Here is a 19,817-nt window from a genome sequence, read left to right on the forward strand (position 1 = left end):
ATAGACGTTATAACGATAACAAAAAAGGATTGACTATCTTTGCAGCGAAATTTAGGAAATGAAATCAACAAAGAATACCGAAAAAACAACTTTACATCCAAGAAATCTACATAGATTCGGATATAACTTTGAACAATTAGCACTAAATTACCCCAAGTTGGGCGAATTTGTTTCTATCAATGAACATGATATTGAAACAATCGATTTTAGTAATCCAGAAGCGGTAAAAGCACTAAATAATGCTTTATTAATTACTAATTATGAGATTCAAAATTGGGATATTCCAAAGGATTTTTTATGTCCTCCCATTCCTGGCAGAGCAGACTATATACATTACCTTGCCGATTTATTGGCAACAACCAATAATGGCGTAATTCCTGAAGGAGAAAATGTAGTTGGACTTGACATTGGTATTGGAGCCAATTGCATTTATCCTATTCTTGGGAATGCTATTTATGGATGGTCATTCGTTGGTACTGATATTGATGAAAATGCAATTCAGAATTGCAAAAAAATTATCGAACAAAATCCAAAATTAGTAGAAGCGGTAAGCTTACAATTACAAGTAAACTCCCGTTTTATTTTCAAGAATATAATTGAACCCGAAGACAAATTCACTTTTACTATCTGCAATCCTCCTTTTCATTCTTCCTCCGAAGAAGCAACAAAAAGCAGCATTCGAAAAGTTAATAATTTGACTCCAAATACTCCCAAAACTGCAAAACCAGTCCTTAATTTTGGTGGACAAAATGCAGAATTGTGGTGCGAAGGCGGTGAATTGGGTTTTATCAAACAGATGATTTATGAAAGTGCCAAATATCCAATGCAATGTCTTTGGTTTACGACTTTGGTTTCCAAACAATCCAACTTGAATACAATCTACAAAACGCTGAACAATGTAGCCGCTATTCATAAAACTATTGAAATGGCTCAAGGCCAAAAAACAAGCCGAATCGTTGCATGGACATTTATGACCGAAGCACAACAAAAAGCTTGGAAATTTTAAAAAAATCCCATAACACAAAAAAAACAGAACCCAAAGATTTCGAATTTTTCAATTTTATTTTTAACCCATATTTATGAAATCTAGGGTATAATTTAAACTGAAAACTTAACAAATTAAATCGTTTTCTTTATAAACATTAATAATAGGCATTAAAAACAAAAACCCTTCGAGTGCAAGACTTCAAAGGGTATAAAATAAATCATTTCGAACTAAAAGTTCCATATAATTGTAAAGCAAATTTAATCTAAAAGGTTATACAATTTTAATTGACTACAGATTAAAAATATTACACAAATTAATCGATGATAATACATTTAATCTGTAGTCAAAGATTTTTTTATTATAATTTAACTGTCAATCCAAGCCCTCCGGTTCCTCCTGAAGCACTTCCTCCACCAAGTTCCAAGTAAACACCCCATTTATCATTCCAAAACCATCTTCCACCAACTTGAAGCCCTACATCAATATCATTGTCTTTATTGTCATTTCCATTGTAAATTGCATAACCTGCAACTGCTCCACCATAAACGTCCCAAGAACTGTTGGTAATTCCAAATAAATTATCAAAATAATAATTAGCTTTAAGATGTAATGTTAACCAGTCAAGATTAAAATTGGTTGATGCACCAGGAGCAATGGTTATGTCCTTATGAACTGGAATTTCATAATTAGCACCTACAAGTCCAAAATTTAATTCCTTCCTAGCTTGACTAAATACATTAATAGTCAAAAATGCAAAAATTAACGAGCAAAATAAAGTTGTTTTTTTCATGATTACTACTGTTTAATTGTTAATACTTAGTGTTTTAACAAATTTATAAAAAAACTACTTATTAAATATATTAGTACCATTAAAATATACAAACAAAGAATGAGTTTTAGTATGTTTTAATTAGTAACTAAACTCTTTTATCAAAATTTCATTTGTAACTTTGTTTTTCGAAAAACACTAAATGAAATTCCAAGTCGTATCCGAATACCAACCCAAAGGTGATCAGCCACAAGCCATTGAAAAATTAGTTCAAGGCATTGAAGCAGGCGAACAATTTCAAACTTTACTGGGTGTTACTGGTTCTGGAAAAACATTTACAGTGGCCAATGTCATTCAGGAAATACAACGCCCTACATTGGTTTTGGCACACAATAAAACCTTGGCAGCTCAATTATACTCCGAGTTCAAACAGTTTTTCCCCAATAATGCGGTGGAATATTTCGTATCCTATTACGATTATTACCAACCCGAAGCTTTTATGCCTGTAACTGGTGTTTTCATCGAAAAAGATTTATCGATCAATGAAGAGCTAGAAAAAATGCGTTTAAGCACCACCTCTTCCCTACTTTCTGGGCGAAGAGATATTTTGGTAGTCGCTTCCGTTTCTTGCATTTACGGTATTGGAAATCCTGTAGAGTTCCAAAAGAATGTGATTGCAATCGAAAGAAACCAAATGATTTCCAGAACCAAATTATTACACAGTTTGGTTCAAAGTCTGTATTCTAGAACTGAAGCCGATTTTACACCTGGAAATTTCCGTATCAAAGGAGACATTGTTGAAATATATCCAAGTTATGCAGATGATGCTTTTCGAATTCACTTTTTTGGAGATGAAATCGAAGAAATGGAAAGCTTTAATGTAAAAACATCCAAAGTCATCGAGCGATTCGAAAAACTCACCATATATCCCGCCAATATGTTTGTGACCTCCCCTGATGTGTTGCAAAATGCGATTTGGGAAATCCAACAGGATTTGGTCAAACAAGTGGATTATTTCAAAGAAATTGGCAAACATTTGGAAGCCAAACGACTCGAAGAACGCACTAATTTTGATTTGGAAATGATTCGGGAATTGGGTTATTGCTCTGGAATTGAAAATTATTCTCGTTACCTTGACGGAAGAGAATCGGGATCAAGACCTTTTTGCTTATTGGATTATTTCCCAAAAGATTATTTGATGGTTGTGGATGAAAGTCACGTAACCCTTTCGCAAGTGCACGCTATGTACGGAGGTGACAGAAGCCGAAAAGAAAATTTAGTGGAATATGGTTTTCGTTTGCCGGCAGCAATGGACAACCGCCCTTTGAAATTTGACGAATTTGAAGCGATGCAAAATCAAGTCATCTATGTATCAGCAACACCGGCTGACTATGAACTACAAAAATGTGAAGGTATATATGTAGAACAAGTTATTCGCCCAACAGGATTATTGGATCCTATAATTGAAATACGTCCTAGCTTGAACCAGATTGATGATTTGATTGAAGAAATTCAACAACGTTGTGAATTGGATGAACGAGTTTTGGTCACCACTTTAACCAAAAGAATGGCAGAAGAACTCGCCAAATACTTAACGAAAGTTTCTATTCGTTGTCGTTACATCCACTCTGATGTCGATACATTGGAACGAATCGAAATCATGCAGGATTTACGAAAAGGATTGTTTGATGTTTTGATTGGAGTCAACTTATTACGTGAAGGATTGGATTTACCGGAGGTTTCCCTAGTAGCAATACTCGATGCTGACAAAGAAGGTTTCTTGAGAAGCCATAGATCGCTAACACAAACCATAGGTCGTGCCGCGAGAAACCTTAATGGAAAAGCCATAATGTATGCTGATAAAATCACCAACAGTATGCAAAAAACCATTGATGAAACCAATTATCGTAGAACCAAACAAATCAATTATAACACTGAAAATAATGTAGTTCCACAAGCATTGAATAAAAAAATTGAAAGTGCCTTTACCAATAATAAATTGGTAGAATATGAATTAGGACATATTATGAATGCAGCTGCTGAACCTGAAACAGCGTATATGTCTAAACCTGATTTAGAAAAACTCATTCGCGAAAAACGAAAAGCAATGGAAAAAGCTGCAAAAGATTTAGACTTTATGCAAGCTGCAAAATTTAGAGATGAAATTAAAGCTTTACAAGCAAAAATCCATTAATTCAACTGCTCTTGAAAATGATTTAATAATACCTGAGGTGAAATTAATGCACTTGGAGATGTTTTCATTAGTTTAAGAATACGATTGGTGGCACTTGGATTCAATCCCATATTAATTGCAATTTGACGTATAGCCTCTTCTTCTTTTTGATGTAGCACACCATCAACGTGCATCAACAATGCCAAACGATAAAATTGTTGAATCCTTTCAAATTCAGATTTTATAACACCAGTTGGTAATTCTTGATGAAACAACTCGTTGAACTCTTTTTTGCTGATTCCTAATTCTTGAGCAACAATCCATACAAATTGATATTCGCGTTCATGTAATCTACCATCAACAACTGAAAATGCAATCATTTCAGACAATAAATTGATTTTTTGTTCGTGTGTATTCATACTTATCATTAATTTTAGCTAAAATATTCTTTTTTTCTAAATCTAAAAATTAAATCGCCTTGAAATTAATTTACTTCCTACCACTACTTCTATTTATTTGCAAAACTAAGGCACAGGAAAGCACCGCGTCTAAACAAGTTTCTACTTTTACAATTGAAGCTCCACAATTGAAAACGAGTAGAAAAATTTGGTTGTACTTACCTAAAAACTACGAAACTTCTACCAAAAAATATCCTGTGATTTACATGCATGATGCTCAAAATCTTTTTGATGCTAAAACCTCTTTTGCAGGCGAATGGAATGTAGATGAAAAGTTAGACAGTATGAGCGCACAAGTAATTGTGGTTGGTATTGAAAACGGAGGAGAGAAACGCTTGGAAGAATTAACACCTTATAAAAATGAAAAATACGGTGGAGGAAATGCCGATAAATACCTTGAATTTATTGTCAATACCTTAAAACCTGAAATTGACAAAAAATACCGAACCAAACCCAATGCCAAAAACACCATCATTATGGGCAGTTCTTTGGGTGGATTAACTTCTTTTTATGCCGTTGTCAAATATCCTGAAGTGTTCGGGAAAGCAGGTGTTTTTTCTCCCGCTTTTTGGATCAACCGAAAAGACATAAATGATTTTATGACAGACAGCAAAAAACTAAAAGCTAAAATTTATTTCCTTTGTGGGGATTCTGAAGGAGATGATGACGATATGGTAAATGATCTCAACCACATGGAATTACTACTGAACACTAACCGTTGTTATTGCTTAAATTTAAACAAAAAAGTAATTGTAAAAGGCGGCCATCACAACGAAAAATTATGGCGGGACGGTTTTGCAAATGCCATTGTTTGGTTGGGATATTAATGACTTTCATTTATTTCCAAAAAAAGATCTTGAAATGTGCGTGAAGGATAGAAGCAAACTACCGAAGTAGTGCGTATAGCCTGACAGCATAAAAAGAAAGGGCCAACTCATCAGTACGAAGAGTAGGCCCTCTCTTTTTATGGTGGCACGCCCAAAAAAACATTCAATGAGTAAATAGTTTACTTTTTGGTTGAATATTCTTTTTCCATTTGGGTAATGATACTTTTTATGGCTTCGGAACCAATTCCTTTGGCTTTGATTACTTTGTTTTTATCCAAAATATAAATCACAGGAGTGGTTACCACATCATATTTATCTTTGAGATTATTGATATGAACGCCATCGTAGACATTGATCCAATCGATTTTATTGTCAATTATGTATTTCTTATATTTCTCAAAATCGTTTTGAGTGTAGACTCCAAAAATCTTGACGTCTTTATTTTCTTTTAGAAAATCGTGGTACATTTCTAGAATTTTCGGCACTTCTTTTTGACAATGTCCACAGTCCACATCCCAAAAAAGTAAAATCAAATAATCGGCTTTTATGCTGGATAAAGTCACATAGGATTGTTCAATTTCCGGTTTATTATCATAGTAGATTTTGGTTATTTCTTCGCTAGTTTTGGCAGTATCAAAACCCATTTTGGCAATTTTATCATGAGTAGGAACATCTATCATGTAGAGTTCCGGAGCTATTTTTCCGAGTTGTAATGGTGCCAAAACGTTGCCTCTATCAATAATAATTTTGATCACACTATCATCATAAACCCCTTTGGCTTTGCCTGTTTTAAAATAATTATCAACCATGTACACAAAAACTTTATCCATTCCCATGATTTTTGGAATTTCATAAGTTTGGGTAAAATAGGCCAATAAAAGCATATTCATTTTGGTATCTTGTTTGGTTTTGAGCATCATTCGATCAATTTCAACACAAATAGAATCAGGATGTTGCACCACAACCGTATTGAAATATTGTTTTAATTTATTGGTAAAAAAGGGATTACGCAACATGGCATCATCTTGAAAATTGACACCGTCCCAAAAATGTTTTTTGTAATAATGATAGGCAAAAATACTGTCAGGTCTGCCATTGGAAGCTTTTGGAATGTCTTTGGTTGTTTTATCCGTTTTTAAATTGATGATTTCAGAAAGATAAGTTCCTCTATTTTGACCTATAAAATTCAAATCATTTTCTAGAATTGCGTCATTTAATACTTTGAATTCTTTGGTCAAAAGTGCCGTAGAATCAGGTTTCTTTTGCTCTTTTATATTTTTTTTAAAAGCATCAAATTCCTTGTTTTTGGTAGTTACAAAACGAATATAGTTAAAGAAACTTTCGTTTTGTTTGGAATTAACCGCTTTTAAATTCTCTAGTAAATTGTTTTTATCCGAAATTATTTGTTGCTTTTGGGTCTGCTCATCAACAATAAAATCAAAATAATTTCCTTTTTCCTGACTTAGCAGAAAGTAAACTCCTTTGTCTAAATTTTTTTTTCCTTTGAAAACAATATTTCCGTTGACCACTTTTTTGCACGTATCGGAAACGTACAATTTGTCAAACTGATAAAAGGCAAGATAAGCAACTGTATCTTTACAATTGCGCAAATTAATTTTAATTTCATGACCTGATTGTGCTTGCAAAGAGGTTAGCGTCAATACAAGGATAATACTCCATACCATTTTCTTCATAATTCTGAATCTTCGTAATACTATTAAGGTTGATAAATCAAATTTTATATTTTGAAATCAAAAATAAACCATTTAGAATTTATTTTCAAATTATTGGCTTTGTGTTTTTTTATTGGGAAGCAAACAATAAGAAGTAATTCACTTTGTAAATGCTTATCTTTGCAAATTAAATACAAATAAAATGACAAATAACGATATATTCAAAAAACTTCGAGTAGCCTTGATGTTACGCGACGATCAAATAGTAGAAATTTTAGAATTGGTAGATTTTAGAATTACAAAATCAGAATTGGGAGCTTTTTTCCGTGATGAAAAACATGAAAACTATATGGAATGTGGCGATCAAGTATTGCGTAATTTCCTCAATGGTTTGGTAATTCATTTGAGAGGAACCAAAGAAAACCCGAAAAACCCAAATGAAGTTTTGGCCAAACACAAAGCTCAAATTCCAGCAAAAGATAGCGATTCTAAAAGAGCAGAATTCAAGCCAAAACCGAAAGATGAAGAAAGAGCAAGAGGTGATCAAGCCCCTGGAAAATCTAGCGCAGCCAAAAAACCAAGTAAAAAACAATTTCCAAAAGGAAATGATAAAATACAAGTGGTAGAAAAAGTGAAATACAATTTTGGTAAAGGAAAAAAACAATAAGGTATTTTGAAAACCGCTTTAATTATAGGCAGTACCGGTCTTATTGGTTCACAATTACTGCAACTTCTTTTGGAAAGTGACCAATATTCTAAAGTTATCACTTTCGTGAAAAGAGATGTGGGCATACAACACCCAAAATTAAAACAACATATTATTGATTTTGACAAACCCGAAAGCTATCAGGATTTAGTTGAAGGTGATGATTTCTTTTGTACCATTGGAACAACCATAAACAAAGCTGGCAGCAAAGAAGCGTTTAGAAAAGTAGATTTTGAATATCCTGAACAATTTGCAGAAATTGCTATCAAAAACAAAATCAAACAATTCCTGATTATTTCTTCCCTTGGCGCAGATGCAACTTCCTCTAATTTTTATTTGAAAACAAAAGGCGAAATTGAAAATTTTCTTAAAGCTTCAACACTTGAAAAAGTGAGTATTTTGAGACCTTCCCTACTTTTAGGCAATCGAACCGAATTTAGATTTGGAGAGAAAGTTGGTGCTTTTTTTATGAAAACATTTTCCTTTTTATTTATTGGAAAATTAAAAAAGTACAAACCTATAGAAAGTGCAATAGTTGCAAAAGCTCTTTTTGCAATAGCGCAAAAAAATAATAAAGGATTTACAATTTACGAATCGGATTGGATTCAAGAAATTGGAAAATAACAAACAATAAAGCCTGAACATTCGGGCTTTATTATTTATTATTAAAAAATTTAATAATAAATAATAAAAATATTCTTCAGCTACTTTTCAAAAACAAACGCTATTAGATACGAAATAAAAAATCTTATTTATGATTTCTCGTAGATTCCTAAAAAAATAGCAATTATTGGATTTAATAGAATAACAATTCAGTTAAAGGTTCAATTTAAAAGAATATTATTTCTTTATTAATTTGAAAATCAATTTATTTCATTCCATTATACATTAAAATAAACCTAAAATTCCTATCGTGGATATTTATTTTTTATTTATTTTTAATCAAAAATGGTTTTGCTATGCTACTGTTTTTTTTTTATCTGAGAATTTAGTCATTCACTTTAAAAAGAAATCATGAACAATTTAAATAAATTTTTGCTATTTACTTTTTTATTTGTGGTATTAAACACTTGGGCACAAGGCACCCCTTCTTCAGTTTTACAAACGAAATTCCAGAAAGAGAAAAAACTAGATTCCTTAATGCAAATACTTCATGCTGAAAATTTAAAAGAAAATAGGGAAAACTATGATTTAAATGTATTACTGAGTGAGCAAAATTCGAGCTTTAACGGGATTAATCAACAAATTCAAAAAGCAAAAGTAATACTCAAAGAAGGTATAGATTATAAAGGTTTTACATCTGAATTAGCATTACTTATTGAATGGAAAGAGAAGTGCGTTAAGGGAATAATAAATGATAAAAGCAAAATACAAACGGTACGTGAGCTTACCACTACATCAATATTATTGAATGAATTGCTTAAAAGAACTAATTTTCAATTGCAACAAATATCAGTAAACAATCAAGCACTTAGTGGAATTCAAAGACGAATTGATTCAATGGCGATTAGCAAAGTATTTTATCAAATTCCCATTCAAGAAGTTCCTAAAAAGAACTATTATCAGCAAATGGCATTAATGACTAAAGATTTAAGTTTTGCGAACCAAAACTTAAAAAATGCTATTGACAGCATACAAAAGTTAGAAGTAAAAGGGAATAAATTTAAATTTGATTTAGAGTCTGATATTGCATTAGTCAATTTTGCTAGAAAGGAATTGAATCTGAAAATGAAAAGTGGAATTTCTGATGTAGTGGAATCTAAAGAAGCATATTTGAGTTTAGTAGAGAATTTTAAACACTCATTTGTAAAAGGCTATTTGTTGTTTGTTTTTTATGTGGCCAACCAAAGTGGAATTCTTGGTCTTTTAGTATTTTTTATAATTGGTTTAACTTTTTATCTAAGAGTTATACGTTCAAAATATAAAGAAGTAAATCTTTTTGGAAATTTAAAATATCCAGTCCATGCTTTAAATTATCCTTTACTTTCAGCAATATTGATTATGATTTCAATCTTTCAATTCTTTTTGCCATCACCTCCATTTGTTTTCATGGCTTTCTTGTGGATAATTTGTGGAATTGCATTAACAATTATTTTAAAAAAAGCAGAAAATAAATATTGGTATTGGATCTGGATAGCATTCTTCATACTAAACAATATAGTATTTCAAGACAATCTTTTACTGCTTTATTCACAAAACGAAGCTCGTTTTATCGCTTTTTTAAGTCTAATTGGTATAATACTTGGATTATTTATTTTTTCAAACAGAAAAAAAACAGGGAAAGAAATTACAGAAAAAAGCCTTCGTGTAGGTCTAATCATTTTTATAGTCTTTGAGTTTATTGCTCTTATTCTTATTCTATTTAATAATTACAATTTGGGTAAAATTTTGATGGCTAATGGCTATTTTACGATTTTTATTGTTTATCAATTAAGATGGGCATATCGTATTAGTAACGATATTTTGAATTTGTCTTTATATTTTTCGAAAAGTGAGGAAGATTTAGAAAAAGATCCTAACAACGAACTTAATGCCGAAAAAAACTTAAAAGTATCAGGTTTTACATATGCATTATTTGCGGTGGGTTGGTATGTTTTGATAAGTAGAAATTCGTATTCCTTCCAAAATTTCACCGAACCTATCATTGAAAGTATTTATCAAAAAAGACAGTTTGGAGAATTTACATTTTCATTTGACAATCTCTTTCTATTCTTTTTTATACTGTTCATGTCGGGACTAAGTACAAGAATCGTTTCATTTTTAACAACCGAAAGTAATTCAAATGGTAGTAGTGCAAAAAAATCAGGTTTAGGAAGCTGGTTATTATTAATTCGAATTGCCATTATCACTTTAGGCGTTTTAATTGCATTTATTTCCATAGGAATCCCAATGGACAAAATTGCTTTAATGATAAGTGCCTTAAGTGTTGGTATCGGATTTGGTTTGCAAAATGTAATCAATAATTTAGTAAGTGGTTTAATTATTGCCTTCGAAAAACCAATCAATCTCGATGATATTGTTGAAGTTGGTGGAAATATGGGTAAAATGAAGTCTATTGGTATTCGAAGTAGTGTCATTACAACTTGGGATGGAGCAGATGTTATAATACCAAATGGCGATTTATTAAGCCAGCATTTGGTAAATTGGACAATGGGTAGTAATAGACGTCGCTTTGAAATTGATTTAGGGGTGGCATACGGTTCCGATTTAAACCAAGTTAAAACGATAATAACAAACGTATTAATGGAACATGAATTAATCTTAAAAAATCCTACACCAATGGTTTGGGTAACTAAATTTGGAGAAAGTTCTATTGATTTTGTGATAAAGTATTGGGTGCCCCACTTTAATTTCGGTAACGATGTTCGAAATGATATTATTATTGCAATTGATATTGCGTTTAAAATTAATGGAATTGAAATTCCCTTTCCACAACAAGATGTACACATTCAATCAAATATAGGAATTGATACTGAAGGAGATACGAAAGAAACAGAGAATTAAATTAAAACTAATAAGTACACTAAATAGCTTTTTATAAATATCATAGGAACATAATATTAAACTCTTTAAAAGCATTATATCTCATCATACACAAGACAAACTAAGGATTTATTTTTAAAATTTATCCTAATTTTAAATATAGAGATGGGTAAACTAAACAAAAAAAAATAGACTGTAAAAATTTAGACAGCCTATTTTTTTTGTAAATACCAGATAGATTGAAAAGACTTTTATAAAAAGCTCTTTTTTAACTATTCAACTTATTTTTATTGATTACAGTTCGAAGAAGGCTCTATTTTGGCAATTAATTTGTTTCGACTGGTTGTTTTTAAACATTGATTGGAATTATCATTAAACCAAATTTTATAAGTATTGCCACCTTGTTGATGTGTCTTTTGAAGCTGAAAACCATTATTTGACAATTCTCCATAAGCCCAAACTGCCTCTTTTTGAGATAAATAACCGTAATTAAAATTACCTTTATTATTGTTGTATTTGTTACTATTATTATGATTATTATAGTTGTTATTATAGTTATTACCATTACTGTATCGCCCTTTCCCACAATCTTCTAAAGTGGAATTCACAATGGATTCTATACGACCGTCATAAACTTTTACAGTAACACATTTATTCTTACTACTATTGTACCAATTTTGGTAAGCACTATCACCAGATTTATCTGTTTTAATAAATTGATAACCTCTGTCTCTCATTTCTTGATCGAGATATGAAGCTTTCATATCAATTAAGCCGTTGAAGTCTCTTTGTGCGAATGAAATCATTGTAATAAAAAACATTACGCACACACATGTCAATTTTTTTGTGATAGTTTTCATAATTGATTTTTTTTAATTTATTAAATAAAGTTACTATTTTTTTTCAACACAAAACAATAGTAATCAGTGATTTAAAAATATATCTTTAGTGTTTTTGAACTCAATAAATTATTAAATAACTAAATTGAATACAATTTAAAAAATCGAAGTTGTAAAACTTTTAATTATTTAATGAATAAATTTTGTGGTATTGCCTCTTCATTAATACATAAAAAAGTCGAAAGAGAAAACTTTCGACATAAATAAACTTTTAAACGTATTAAAAAAGTAAAATAGAGATCCTACATAGTTTTTATTTATTTTTACAACAAAACAGTTAAAATAAAAATGTTACTTTATTTCAATATCTAATTAATATCCTAAATAGTCAAATACTTTTTCTGAAAAGTCTCTATTTATTTGACGGCATTCTTCAAGTACTCCAGAATATCTTTCTGCCTTTTTAAAATCTTTTTCAAAATTTTGAAAACTGGAAAAAATAGGATTGTATTTAAAACTATAAAACTTTGAGGATATAGGAACTACAACTACTTTTTTTTCCATTAGTATCCCCCAATACATTGCATGATAACTATCCGTTACGATAGTATCGGTTTTTGAAATGAATTCAATTATGGATTCCAAACTAGAACTATTGGATATAGAAGGAAAATCTTTAAACTGTTTTTGAATCGTTTGATTTGTCATTGATTTTCGATGAAAAATTAAGCCAATTTCATTTACAACGGATGACTTTGTATCTAAAATGGGATGCATACAACTCACACATGGCACCCATTGTGCTTTCATATTATAATCACGAACTCCCACTAATCCAAATTTTGATATATCTATATTGTAGTTAGTAACTTTTCCGAATGTCTTTTTATTTTTTTCATTATGTCCAACCCCCCATAAAACTGATTTCTTCCCTTTTTGACCAAGTGCTTCAAATAATTTTATTTGGTTTTCAAAACTTGACCTATTCAATAGTCCTCCTCCTCCTATGATTAAAGAATTGTCACAAACTTTATTGATAAAATTATCCTTTGAAGAAAGATCCAATGTTTTATAATCAAAAATATCTAAGGAGTGATTTATTCTTTCAAAATAATGATGTGGACCACAATAAAAATCACCAACATTGTTTTCATCTAGACGATGAATATTAACCACCCCTGTATTACATTGACTGCTTGTTGCAATTTTTTTCAGTACAGATCTTTTAGAAAAAGATTTTAAAACAGAATTTTTAATTTTTTGTAATAACATCGCAGGAAATTTAAAGAGTAGTAATGGCTATTAAAAAAAATTGTTTTTTAATATACCACCAATGAACTCATACTGATTATTTGAAAAAATTTTAACTATCTCAATGATAAATTTATAAAATTTTATCTATTAATAAACATTTTTATTTTATTTTTTTTACATTCCATTATTTATAAAACACAAATAGTAACTTCACTGAGATCTGAAGTGTTTTTAAATATTATCAATCTCTTTGAGCTATTATCCTAAATAAATAAACTCTATTGAGTTTTCATATAAAAATTATCCTTTCCAGCATTTTTCTCTTAATTCCATTTTAGATGGATTTAAAAAAATATAACCTAATGTATCTACATAATTTATTTTTGCTTTTACTCTTAATTATATTTTACCCATTACGATCTACTTTTATAACCATTGATTTTCCTTCCTTTTGTTTATATACGCCTCCAAAAATACTCATCAGATCTGAAGTTTCTAATTTCACATCGTTTATACTTAGTATAATGTCATTATTTTGCAGCCCCATCGCATTAATAAATTCATTTTCATTATCTGGAACCTATGCAACTCCTTGATTATTTTCTTTATCGATTTTCACATAAGGTTTCTTGCCTACTACAAATGCAAACATAACAGGAGTTTTCACAATTACTTCACTAACACCAACTAATTTCAAGTATTGATTATAATCAATTTCTTCTCCTTTTACCACATATTTTTGTAAAAACTAACCCACTTCTGGATAAGAAATTTTAGTCTCAACCGAAATTAATTCATCGTCATCAAAAGACCTCTTTTACCATTTTTTTTTAATTTTAATATCTACAGACATTGCCAAAAAATTCCTTTTTGATACACATTGGGATAAATAACTTTCATTTTGGGATTTACTATATTTTTACTCATTTCAGTAAACGATACTTATTTTGGAAATTGAGATTTAGAAATACTATTTTTTTAGTCATTTAGATAAAATTTTTTGATTCGAAACAAAACCTTCATTAACTTGGAGTAATTGTACAAAATATTCTGTTTTAGATAAAACTCATAATATTTCCCAAAGCAGAGTAATGTCACTATTTTTTTTTACACTTTAATCTACTGAATTTCATAATTTTACATCTATTTATAAAAAATATTGTAATTCAATATAAACATGAAAAAGTGTTTTATCTTTTTTATAATTTGCTATAGCCTTAAAGCTCAAATACCAAATACTAAGAATGTATATAATACCGATATTGTAATTTATGGCGGAACATCATCAGCTATTATAGCTGCTGTAAAAGCTAAACAATTAGGACATTCCGTTCTGGTAATCTCGCCTGAGACTCATTTAGGAGGAATGACTTCTTCTGGGCTGGGCTACACCGACTCGGGTAACACGCGTTTAATTGGAGGCTTAGCAAAAGATTTTTATAAAAGAGTATATTCAAAATACCAATCAAATACAGCATGGAAGTGGCAAAAAAAATCAAGTTTTAAAAGCAAAGCCCAATCAAATTCTGCCGTGAACAAAGAAGATAATACAATGTGGCTTTTTGAACCCCATGTAGCCGAAGCCATTTTCGAAGATCTTGTTAAAGAAAATAATATACAAATACTTAGAAACGAATGGCTAAACAGAAAACAAAAATTAGAAAAAACAGATAACACAATAACATCGTTTTATACACTAAGCGGAAAAAAGATAACCGGAAAAATTTTTATTGACGCAACCTACGAAGGTGATTTAATGGCATTAGCAGGTGTTACATATCATGTGGGTCGAGAATCCAATACGGTTTATAACGAAACTTTTAATGGAGTTCAAAAAAACATTTTTCAACACAGTCATAACTTTCACAAATTTCATATTGATCCTTTTCGAATTAAAGGGGATAAAAATTCAGGTTTATTACCAAAAATTGGACCAACAACTTCAGAAAAAAATGGAGAAGGTGACAATCGGATTCAAGCCTATTGTTATCGATTGTGTTTAACAAAAAAAGCGAAAAATAAAATTCCGTTTGCAAAACCTACAGTTTACAATCCTTTCGATTATGAACTATTAGTTCGTTTGTATAAAGCAGGATGGAATGAAACTTTTAAAAAATTTGATGCAATACCAAATCTAAAAACGGATTCTAATAATCATGGTCCTTTTAGTTTTGATAATATTGGTATGAACTATAGTTATCCCGAGGCTACTTATGAAGAGCGTAAAAAAATTGCCGAAGAACATGAATTATATCAAAAAGGCTGGCTTTATTTTATTACTACTGACCCAAGAATACCTAAAAAAATACAAAATAAAATGCGACAATGGGGGTATGCAAAAGATGAATTTGTTGATAATGGAGGATTCCCTTTTCAATTATATATACGCGAATCAAGAAGAATGATTGGAGAATATATAATGACTGAACAAGATGTTTTAGGCAAAAAAAGCAACTCAAGATCCATCGGTATGGGATCCTATAGTTTAGATTCACATAATACACAACGTTTTGTTACTGAAAAAGGATTTATTGAAAATGAAGGAGATATTGGCGTACGTACCCCAGAAGCATATTCAATTGACATGGGAGCAATATTGCCCAAAAAACAGGAATGCTCTAATTTAATTGTCCCCGTTTGTCTGTCTAGTTCCCATATAGCTTACGGAAGTATCCGTATGGAGCCTGTGTTTATGATTTTAGCAGAATCAGCCTCTCAGATCGCAAGCTTAGCTATTAAAAACAAAAGTTTTGTTCAAGACGTTTCTTATGATGAACTACAAGTGCATCTGCTTGAATCAGGACAGATATTAAATAAAAATTAATTGATTTTTTAACCTAATAAACAAACCTGCTTTAAAGTTTAATTATTAGATTTTTTATAAAATTACGCCTCTTAAAAAATCTTAAATAACTTACTATAAATAGATTACACTTGTTTTTTATTATATTTACTATGAAATAAAAAAATTAAAAAAGATGAAAAAAGTAATTTTAACTATACTTTGCGGATGTTTATTTTACAATTGCAATAAAAAACCAGAAGTAACGCCAAAGATTAATAATTCTGATACTATTGTTTCTACAGAAATAAAGACAGATACTGTTCCTGCTTTTACAAAAGAACTGAGCTTAAACAAAATTTCATTCAAAATAGCGGTCACTGGAAATCAAATGACTATCACTCCTACCGGATTGTCAATAGATAATAGGCCTTTAGTGCGAAAAATTGAAGGTAAAATCACAAACGCAGAAATAGGCGATTTGAACAGTGATACTTTTCCAGAACTTTTTGTTTACACCATTTCCGATGATAGCAACAAATATGCAAAAGCATACGGCTTTTCTGTAAATAACGGAAAATCAGTAAGCGATATCAGCATTCCTAATATTACTGATGACCCCAAATTAAGTAAAGGTTATAGTGGACACGACGATTTTGCAATCGTAGAAGGAATTCTAGCACAACGCTTTCCTATTTATACTGAAGAAGGGGCTACTAGCAAACCTACAGGCAAAACACGACAAATACAGTATAAACTTCGCAACGGAGAAGCCTCAAGAATTTTAGTAATAGATCAAACAATTGAATTTTAATTTAATATTTTACAACATGAAAAAAGTCTTTTATTTAGCCGTTTTATTCCTAGGAATAAATACATTAGCAACTGCTCAAGACGATGCGCTTAGTTCAATTAAAAAATTCTTAAAAACTACTTATCCGACAACACCTGAAGACAGCAGAAATTTTATTTACAATGAGATAGACCTCAACGATGATGGTAAAAACGAATATGTTGTTGGTCTTATTGGTGGTGAATGGTGTGGTTCTGCAGGTTGCACAATGTTAGTCCTTACCAATGCATTTAAACTAAATACTAAAATGACCGTGGTAGAATTCCCCATCTATATTGGAGCACCTGCATCAGCCGAAGTAACAAAAAAATATTCTAATCTTTATATCGTAAATAGAGATGGAAGTGTTGCTAAAATGGCATGGAACGGTACAAAATACCCAACTAATCCCTCTATAGCACCAAAAGTAAATAAAAAAATTATTGAAGGTAAATACAAGTTTTTAAATGAAACAGAGTTAGCCAAAAATAAATTTTAATCTTTTAAAACTATGAGAAAACTATTTACATTTATTTCGCTACTTGCTTTTTTGGGAATGAATTCCTGCAAAAATGAAGTTAAGGCTAATGAATCCATTTCAGACTCAACAGCAGTTATGATAGACACTTTACAATCCAAAAAAATGATTGATCCGGATCCAACTGATTCAATTTCTGCAGATCAGTATGGTATAAATTCATCAAATCCAAAAACTACAGAACTAGTTCGATTAACTTTAAATAATCGCTACAAAGAAGATTTAAAGAAAAATTTTATTAATGATTTCAGCAAAAAATTTATCTTTTTTGAATATGATTTAAAAGAAGATGATAAAAATGAAATTCTTGTAGGCTTAAGAGGCCCATACTTTTGTGGATCTGGCGGATGTACCCACCTTTTGCTCGATTACCAAGGAAATGTTATCACAACTTTTTCAGTATCAGGAAACCCGATTATAATTGACACAAAAAAACCAATGGATGGAAAGATTTATTCATTTGGAGTGGAGGAAAAAATAGAATTGTAAAATTCGATGGAAAAACATATCCATCTAACCCATCTACCCTACCAGAATTAAAGTTGATTCCGGGTGATGGCTTACCAAGAGCACTTGATTTTGAAAATGAACCCTATGCTTGGTTTTCATTTTAACACAAACAAAACCTGATTGAATCAGGTTTTGTTTTTTTGGCTTTATTCTATGATTAACAGCATTAAATTTTAACCATATAAGCCATATAAGTTATTTTTTACTGTGCTTTAAGCGAGCACCCTAAAGAGAATATAAGTTAAAACCCTTGATCCGACTACGAGCTTTGACTTAAATGAACTTAATTTTATGCGCTTTCTTAAAAAAGAAAACTTATATGACTTATATGGTCGAAAAATAGTAAACAAATGCTGTTGTTTATAGAATTAAGCGATTTTTTTTACAATTCGCAAAACAAAAACAAATTAAGAACTACAGCTTAACATAGAACAGCCCACTTTATCTCTGGCCCAATCGGGTCTTTTGGCAAACCATTTTTGGCTTTCAGGTTGTTCATCATATGGTTTTTTGAGCAATTCGAAAAGTTCATTTACCAAAGAATAATCACCTTTATCTGCAGCATCAATACTCAATTGAGCCATATAATTTCGCAATACATATTTGGGATTTACCAAATTCATTTGCGCTTTTCTTTCAACATCCGTAAATGATTCTTGTTTGATTCGATCAGTATAATGATTCAACCAAGCATACCATTTGTCCAAAACAGATTTGTTACCCTCTTTTTCATTATAAAAAGCATCTTTAATGCAATCCAAAGCAACTTCTGCGTTATCGTCTTTTTGAACATTGCCCAGATTTCTAAAGAAAATAGTCATATCGGTTTCAATCAATTGAAGCAGTTCTGTCAGACTTTCGATTAAAATAGCATCTTCCTCAGTTTCTGTTTTTAATCCGAGTTTATTACGCATCATATTCAAATACTCCTTTTGATAATCACTGCCAAAAACATTCAAAATAGTTTCAAGAGGTTTAGCATCATTAATCAAAGGGTACAAAGCATTGGCTAATTGATACAAATTCCACAAAGCAACATCAGGTTGATTACCAAATCGGTATCTTTTATGTTGTATATCGGTTGTATTGGGAGTCCAATCGAGGTTGTAATCTTCCAACCATCCATAAGGCCCATAATCAATAGTGACACCATGAATCGACATATTATCGGTATTCATAACACCATGAACAAAACCCACGCGTTGCCAATGCACAATCATATTTAGAGTAGTTTGAGTTACTGCTTGAAAAAAGTCTAGATATTTTTTTACACCTTCACTTTTAATATCTGGAAAATGATGTTTAATAGTATAATCGGTTAATAACTGTAGTGTACCATGATCTTTCCTGGAAGCAAACAATTCAAAATTTCCAAAACGGATAAACGAAGGTGCCACTCTACAAACAATAGCTCCTTTTTCATAAGCGGGATTTCCATTGTACATTACATCTCTTAATACTTGATCGCCAGAAAGCATTAGTGAAAGCGAACGGGTTGTTGGAACTCCCAAATAATGCATAGCTTCTGCGCACAAATGCTCGCGTATGGAGGAACGCAATACAGCAAAACCATCTGCTGTACGGGAATATGGCGTAGGACCAGCTCCTTTTAATTGCAAAGTATATAACTTATTATTATGAGTAACTTCGGTTAGATTAATGGCGCGACCGTCTCCTAATTGACCCGCCCAATTCCCAAATTGATGCCCCGCATATGGCATAGCATACGGTTTGGTGTTTGGATAAACCGTATTCCCAGAAAAAGTATTAAAAAAATCATCCGAAAGAATATCATCATTAGACAATCCTAAAAAATCAGCAACCTCAACAGACGCGTGAATCAAAGAAGGATTCGAAGGCTTTTTGGGTTCTACATAAGAAAAACAAGCTTGCTCAACCTGTCTCGGTATATTGTTTTCAATAGGATCAGCAGGTAATTCGGCGGTAAAATTATTTTGTATGTGAAGTTTCATTGAAAAAACGCT

General features: G+C 31.0%; 17 protein-coding genes. 10 read left to right on the top strand and 7 right to left on the bottom strand.

All coding sequences use genetic code 11. The features are described 5' to 3' along the window. The first annotated feature begins 58 nt into the window (after positions 1-58). Positions 59-1,006: a 23S rRNA (adenine(1618)-N(6))-methyltransferase RlmF gene (gene rlmF / locus OYT91_RS08220; protein ID WP_281240257.1), complete on the top strand. Its 948-nt coding sequence runs from the start codon at positions 59-61 to the stop codon at positions 1,004-1,006. 340 nt (positions 1,007-1,346) lie between these two features. Here rlmF and OYT91_RS08225 read toward each other — a convergent pair whose 3' ends face one another. Continuing rightward, a complete protein-coding gene (locus OYT91_RS08225) occupies positions 1,347-1,778 on the bottom strand; it encodes a hypothetical protein (RefSeq protein WP_269222222.1) in 432 nt (143 codons plus the stop codon). Positions 1,779-1,959: 181 nt separating this feature from the next. On the opposite strand from OYT91_RS08225, the gene uvrB reads away from it, so the two are divergent. Next, positions 1,960-3,951 (top strand): excinuclease ABC subunit UvrB, encoded by a 1,992-nt coding sequence (uvrB, locus tag OYT91_RS08230; RefSeq protein WP_281240258.1) that lies wholly within the window; start codon positions 1,960-1,962, stop codon positions 3,949-3,951. Here the strand turns inward: uvrB and OYT91_RS08235 are convergent. Then, complete coding sequence (locus tag OYT91_RS08235) at positions 3,948-4,349, bottom strand: TerB family tellurite resistance protein (RefSeq protein WP_269222220.1); 402 nt, start codon at positions 4,347-4,349, stop codon at positions 3,948-3,950. The genes uvrB and OYT91_RS08235 overlap by 4 nt on opposite strands. 53 nt (positions 4,350-4,402) lie before the next feature. Between OYT91_RS08235 and OYT91_RS08240 the strand changes: the two genes are divergently transcribed. After that, positions 4,403-5,215 carry an alpha/beta hydrolase gene (locus OYT91_RS08240; RefSeq protein WP_432419421.1) on the top strand — a complete coding sequence of 271 codons (813 nt, stop codon included), beginning with the start codon at positions 4,403-4,405 and terminating at the stop codon, positions 5,213-5,215. A 179-nt stretch (positions 5,216-5,394) separates the two neighbouring features. Here the strand turns inward: OYT91_RS08240 and OYT91_RS08245 are convergent, their stop codons facing one another. Then, positions 5,395-6,909, bottom strand: a complete 1,515-nt coding sequence (locus OYT91_RS08245) for a thioredoxin-like domain-containing protein (protein WP_281240260.1) — start codon at positions 6,907-6,909, stop codon at positions 5,395-5,397. A 181-nt stretch (positions 6,910-7,090) separates the two neighbouring features. On the opposite strand from OYT91_RS08245, the gene OYT91_RS08250 reads away from it, so the two are divergent. The 3 genes from OYT91_RS08250 (at position 7,091) to OYT91_RS08260 (ending at position 11,098) form a co-directional block, all read left to right on the top strand. Then, the gene (locus tag OYT91_RS08250) at positions 7,091-7,555 is read left to right on the top strand and encodes a DUF1456 family protein (RefSeq protein WP_281240261.1); all 465 of its coding nucleotides are present in this window, start codon (positions 7,091-7,093) and stop codon (positions 7,553-7,555) included. A 6-nt stretch (positions 7,556-7,561) separates the two neighbouring features. Then, positions 7,562-8,218, top strand: coding sequence for an NAD(P)H-binding protein (locus tag OYT91_RS08255; protein ID WP_281240262.1), 657 nt, complete (start codon positions 7,562-7,564; stop codon positions 8,216-8,218). A gap of 390 nt (positions 8,219-8,608) precedes the next feature. After that, positions 8,609-11,098 carry a mechanosensitive ion channel family protein gene (locus OYT91_RS08260; RefSeq protein WP_281240263.1) on the top strand — a complete coding sequence of 830 codons (2,490 nt, stop codon included), beginning with the start codon at positions 8,609-8,611 and terminating at the stop codon, positions 11,096-11,098. Between the two features lie 266 nt (positions 11,099-11,364). On the opposite strand, the gene OYT91_RS08265 is transcribed toward OYT91_RS08260, so the two are convergent. The 3 genes from OYT91_RS08265 to OYT91_RS08275 all read right to left on the bottom strand — a co-directional run bounded on the left by OYT91_RS08265 (position 11,365) and on the right by OYT91_RS08275 (position 13,903). Continuing rightward, the gene (locus tag OYT91_RS08265) at positions 11,365-11,937 is read right to left on the bottom strand and encodes a hypothetical protein (RefSeq protein WP_281240264.1); all 573 of its coding nucleotides are present in this window, start codon (positions 11,935-11,937) and stop codon (positions 11,365-11,367) included. Between the two features lie 351 nt (positions 11,938-12,288). Further along, positions 12,289-13,188 carry a polysaccharide pyruvyl transferase family protein gene (locus OYT91_RS08270; RefSeq protein WP_281240265.1) on the bottom strand — a complete coding sequence of 300 codons (900 nt, stop codon included), beginning with the start codon at positions 13,186-13,188 and terminating at the stop codon, positions 12,289-12,291. Between the two features lie 562 nt (positions 13,189-13,750). After that, entirely contained in the window at positions 13,751-13,903 is a 153-nt protein-coding gene (locus OYT91_RS08275) for a hypothetical protein (RefSeq protein WP_281240266.1), read from the bottom strand. A 444-nt stretch (positions 13,904-14,347) separates the two neighbouring features. Here OYT91_RS08275 and OYT91_RS08280 point away from each other — a divergent pair, with 444 nt between their 5' ends. The 4 genes from OYT91_RS08280 to OYT91_RS08295 all read left to right on the top strand — a co-directional run bounded on the left by OYT91_RS08280 (position 14,348) and on the right by OYT91_RS08295 (position 17,811). Next, positions 14,348-15,994 (top strand): FAD-dependent oxidoreductase, encoded by a 1,647-nt coding sequence (locus tag OYT91_RS08280; RefSeq protein WP_281240267.1) that lies wholly within the window; start codon positions 14,348-14,350, stop codon positions 15,992-15,994. Positions 15,995-16,148: 154 nt separating this feature from the next. Then, on the top strand, positions 16,149-16,766 hold the full coding sequence (locus OYT91_RS08285) for a hypothetical protein (protein ID WP_281240268.1): 618 nt from the start codon (positions 16,149-16,151) through the stop codon (positions 16,764-16,766). Between the two features lie 16 nt (positions 16,767-16,782). Beyond that, on the top strand, positions 16,783-17,283 hold the full coding sequence (locus OYT91_RS08290; RefSeq protein ID WP_281240269.1) for a COG3650 family protein: 501 nt from the start codon (positions 16,783-16,785) through the stop codon (positions 17,281-17,283). 12 nt (positions 17,284-17,295) lie between these two features. Continuing rightward, on the top strand, positions 17,296-17,811 hold the full coding sequence (locus OYT91_RS08295; protein ID WP_281240270.1) for a hypothetical protein: 516 nt from the start codon (positions 17,296-17,298) through the stop codon (positions 17,809-17,811). Between the two features lie 428 nt (positions 17,812-18,239). Here the strand turns inward: OYT91_RS08295 and OYT91_RS08300 are convergent, their stop codons facing one another. Beyond that, positions 18,240-19,805 carry a protein adenylyltransferase SelO gene (locus OYT91_RS08300; RefSeq protein ID WP_281240271.1) on the bottom strand — a complete coding sequence of 522 codons (1,566 nt, stop codon included), beginning with the start codon at positions 19,803-19,805 and terminating at the stop codon, positions 18,240-18,242. Positions 19,806-19,817 lie beyond the last annotated feature (12 nt).

The organism is Flavobacterium praedii (genome assembly GCF_026810365.1).
In the GTDB taxonomy this organism is placed as follows: Bacteria; Bacteroidota; Bacteroidia; order Flavobacteriales; family Flavobacteriaceae; genus Flavobacterium; species Flavobacterium praedii.

What these genes read in the sequence shown, in the direction of transcription:
- rlmF (WP_281240257.1), top strand. Translation starts at nt 59, where the DNA reads ATGAAATCAACAAAGAATACCGAAAAAACAACTTTACATCCAAGAAAT.
- OYT91_RS08225 (WP_269222222.1), bottom strand. Translation starts at nt 1,778, where the DNA reads ATGAAAAAAACAACTTTATTTTGCTCGTTAATTTTTGCATTTTTGACT.
- uvrB (WP_281240258.1), top strand. Translation starts at nt 1,960, where the DNA reads ATGAAATTCCAAGTCGTATCCGAATACCAACCCAAAGGTGATCAGCCA.
- OYT91_RS08235 (WP_269222220.1), bottom strand. Translation starts at nt 4,349, where the DNA reads ATGAATACACACGAACAAAAAATCAATTTATTGTCTGAAATGATTGCA.
- OYT91_RS08245 (WP_281240260.1), bottom strand. Translation starts at nt 6,909, where the DNA reads ATGAAGAAAATGGTATGGAGTATTATCCTTGTATTGACGCTAACCTCT.
- OYT91_RS08250 (WP_281240261.1), top strand. Translation starts at nt 7,091, where the DNA reads ATGACAAATAACGATATATTCAAAAAACTTCGAGTAGCCTTGATGTTA.
- OYT91_RS08260 (WP_281240263.1), top strand. Translation starts at nt 8,609, where the DNA reads ATGAACAATTTAAATAAATTTTTGCTATTTACTTTTTTATTTGTGGTA.
- OYT91_RS08265 (WP_281240264.1), bottom strand. Translation starts at nt 11,937, where the DNA reads ATGAAAACTATCACAAAAAAATTGACATGTGTGTGCGTAATGTTTTTT.
- OYT91_RS08270 (WP_281240265.1), bottom strand. Translation starts at nt 13,188, where the DNA reads ATGTTATTACAAAAAATTAAAAATTCTGTTTTAAAATCTTTTTCTAAA.
- OYT91_RS08280 (WP_281240267.1), top strand. Translation starts at nt 14,348, where the DNA reads ATGAAAAAGTGTTTTATCTTTTTTATAATTTGCTATAGCCTTAAAGCT.
- OYT91_RS08285 (WP_281240268.1), top strand. Translation starts at nt 16,149, where the DNA reads ATGAAAAAAGTAATTTTAACTATACTTTGCGGATGTTTATTTTACAAT.
- OYT91_RS08290 (WP_281240269.1), top strand. Translation starts at nt 16,783, where the DNA reads ATGAAAAAAGTCTTTTATTTAGCCGTTTTATTCCTAGGAATAAATACA.
- OYT91_RS08295 (WP_281240270.1), top strand. Translation starts at nt 17,296, where the DNA reads ATGAGAAAACTATTTACATTTATTTCGCTACTTGCTTTTTTGGGAATG.
- OYT91_RS08300 (WP_281240271.1), bottom strand. Translation starts at nt 19,805, where the DNA reads ATGAAACTTCACATACAAAATAATTTTACCGCCGAATTACCTGCTGAT.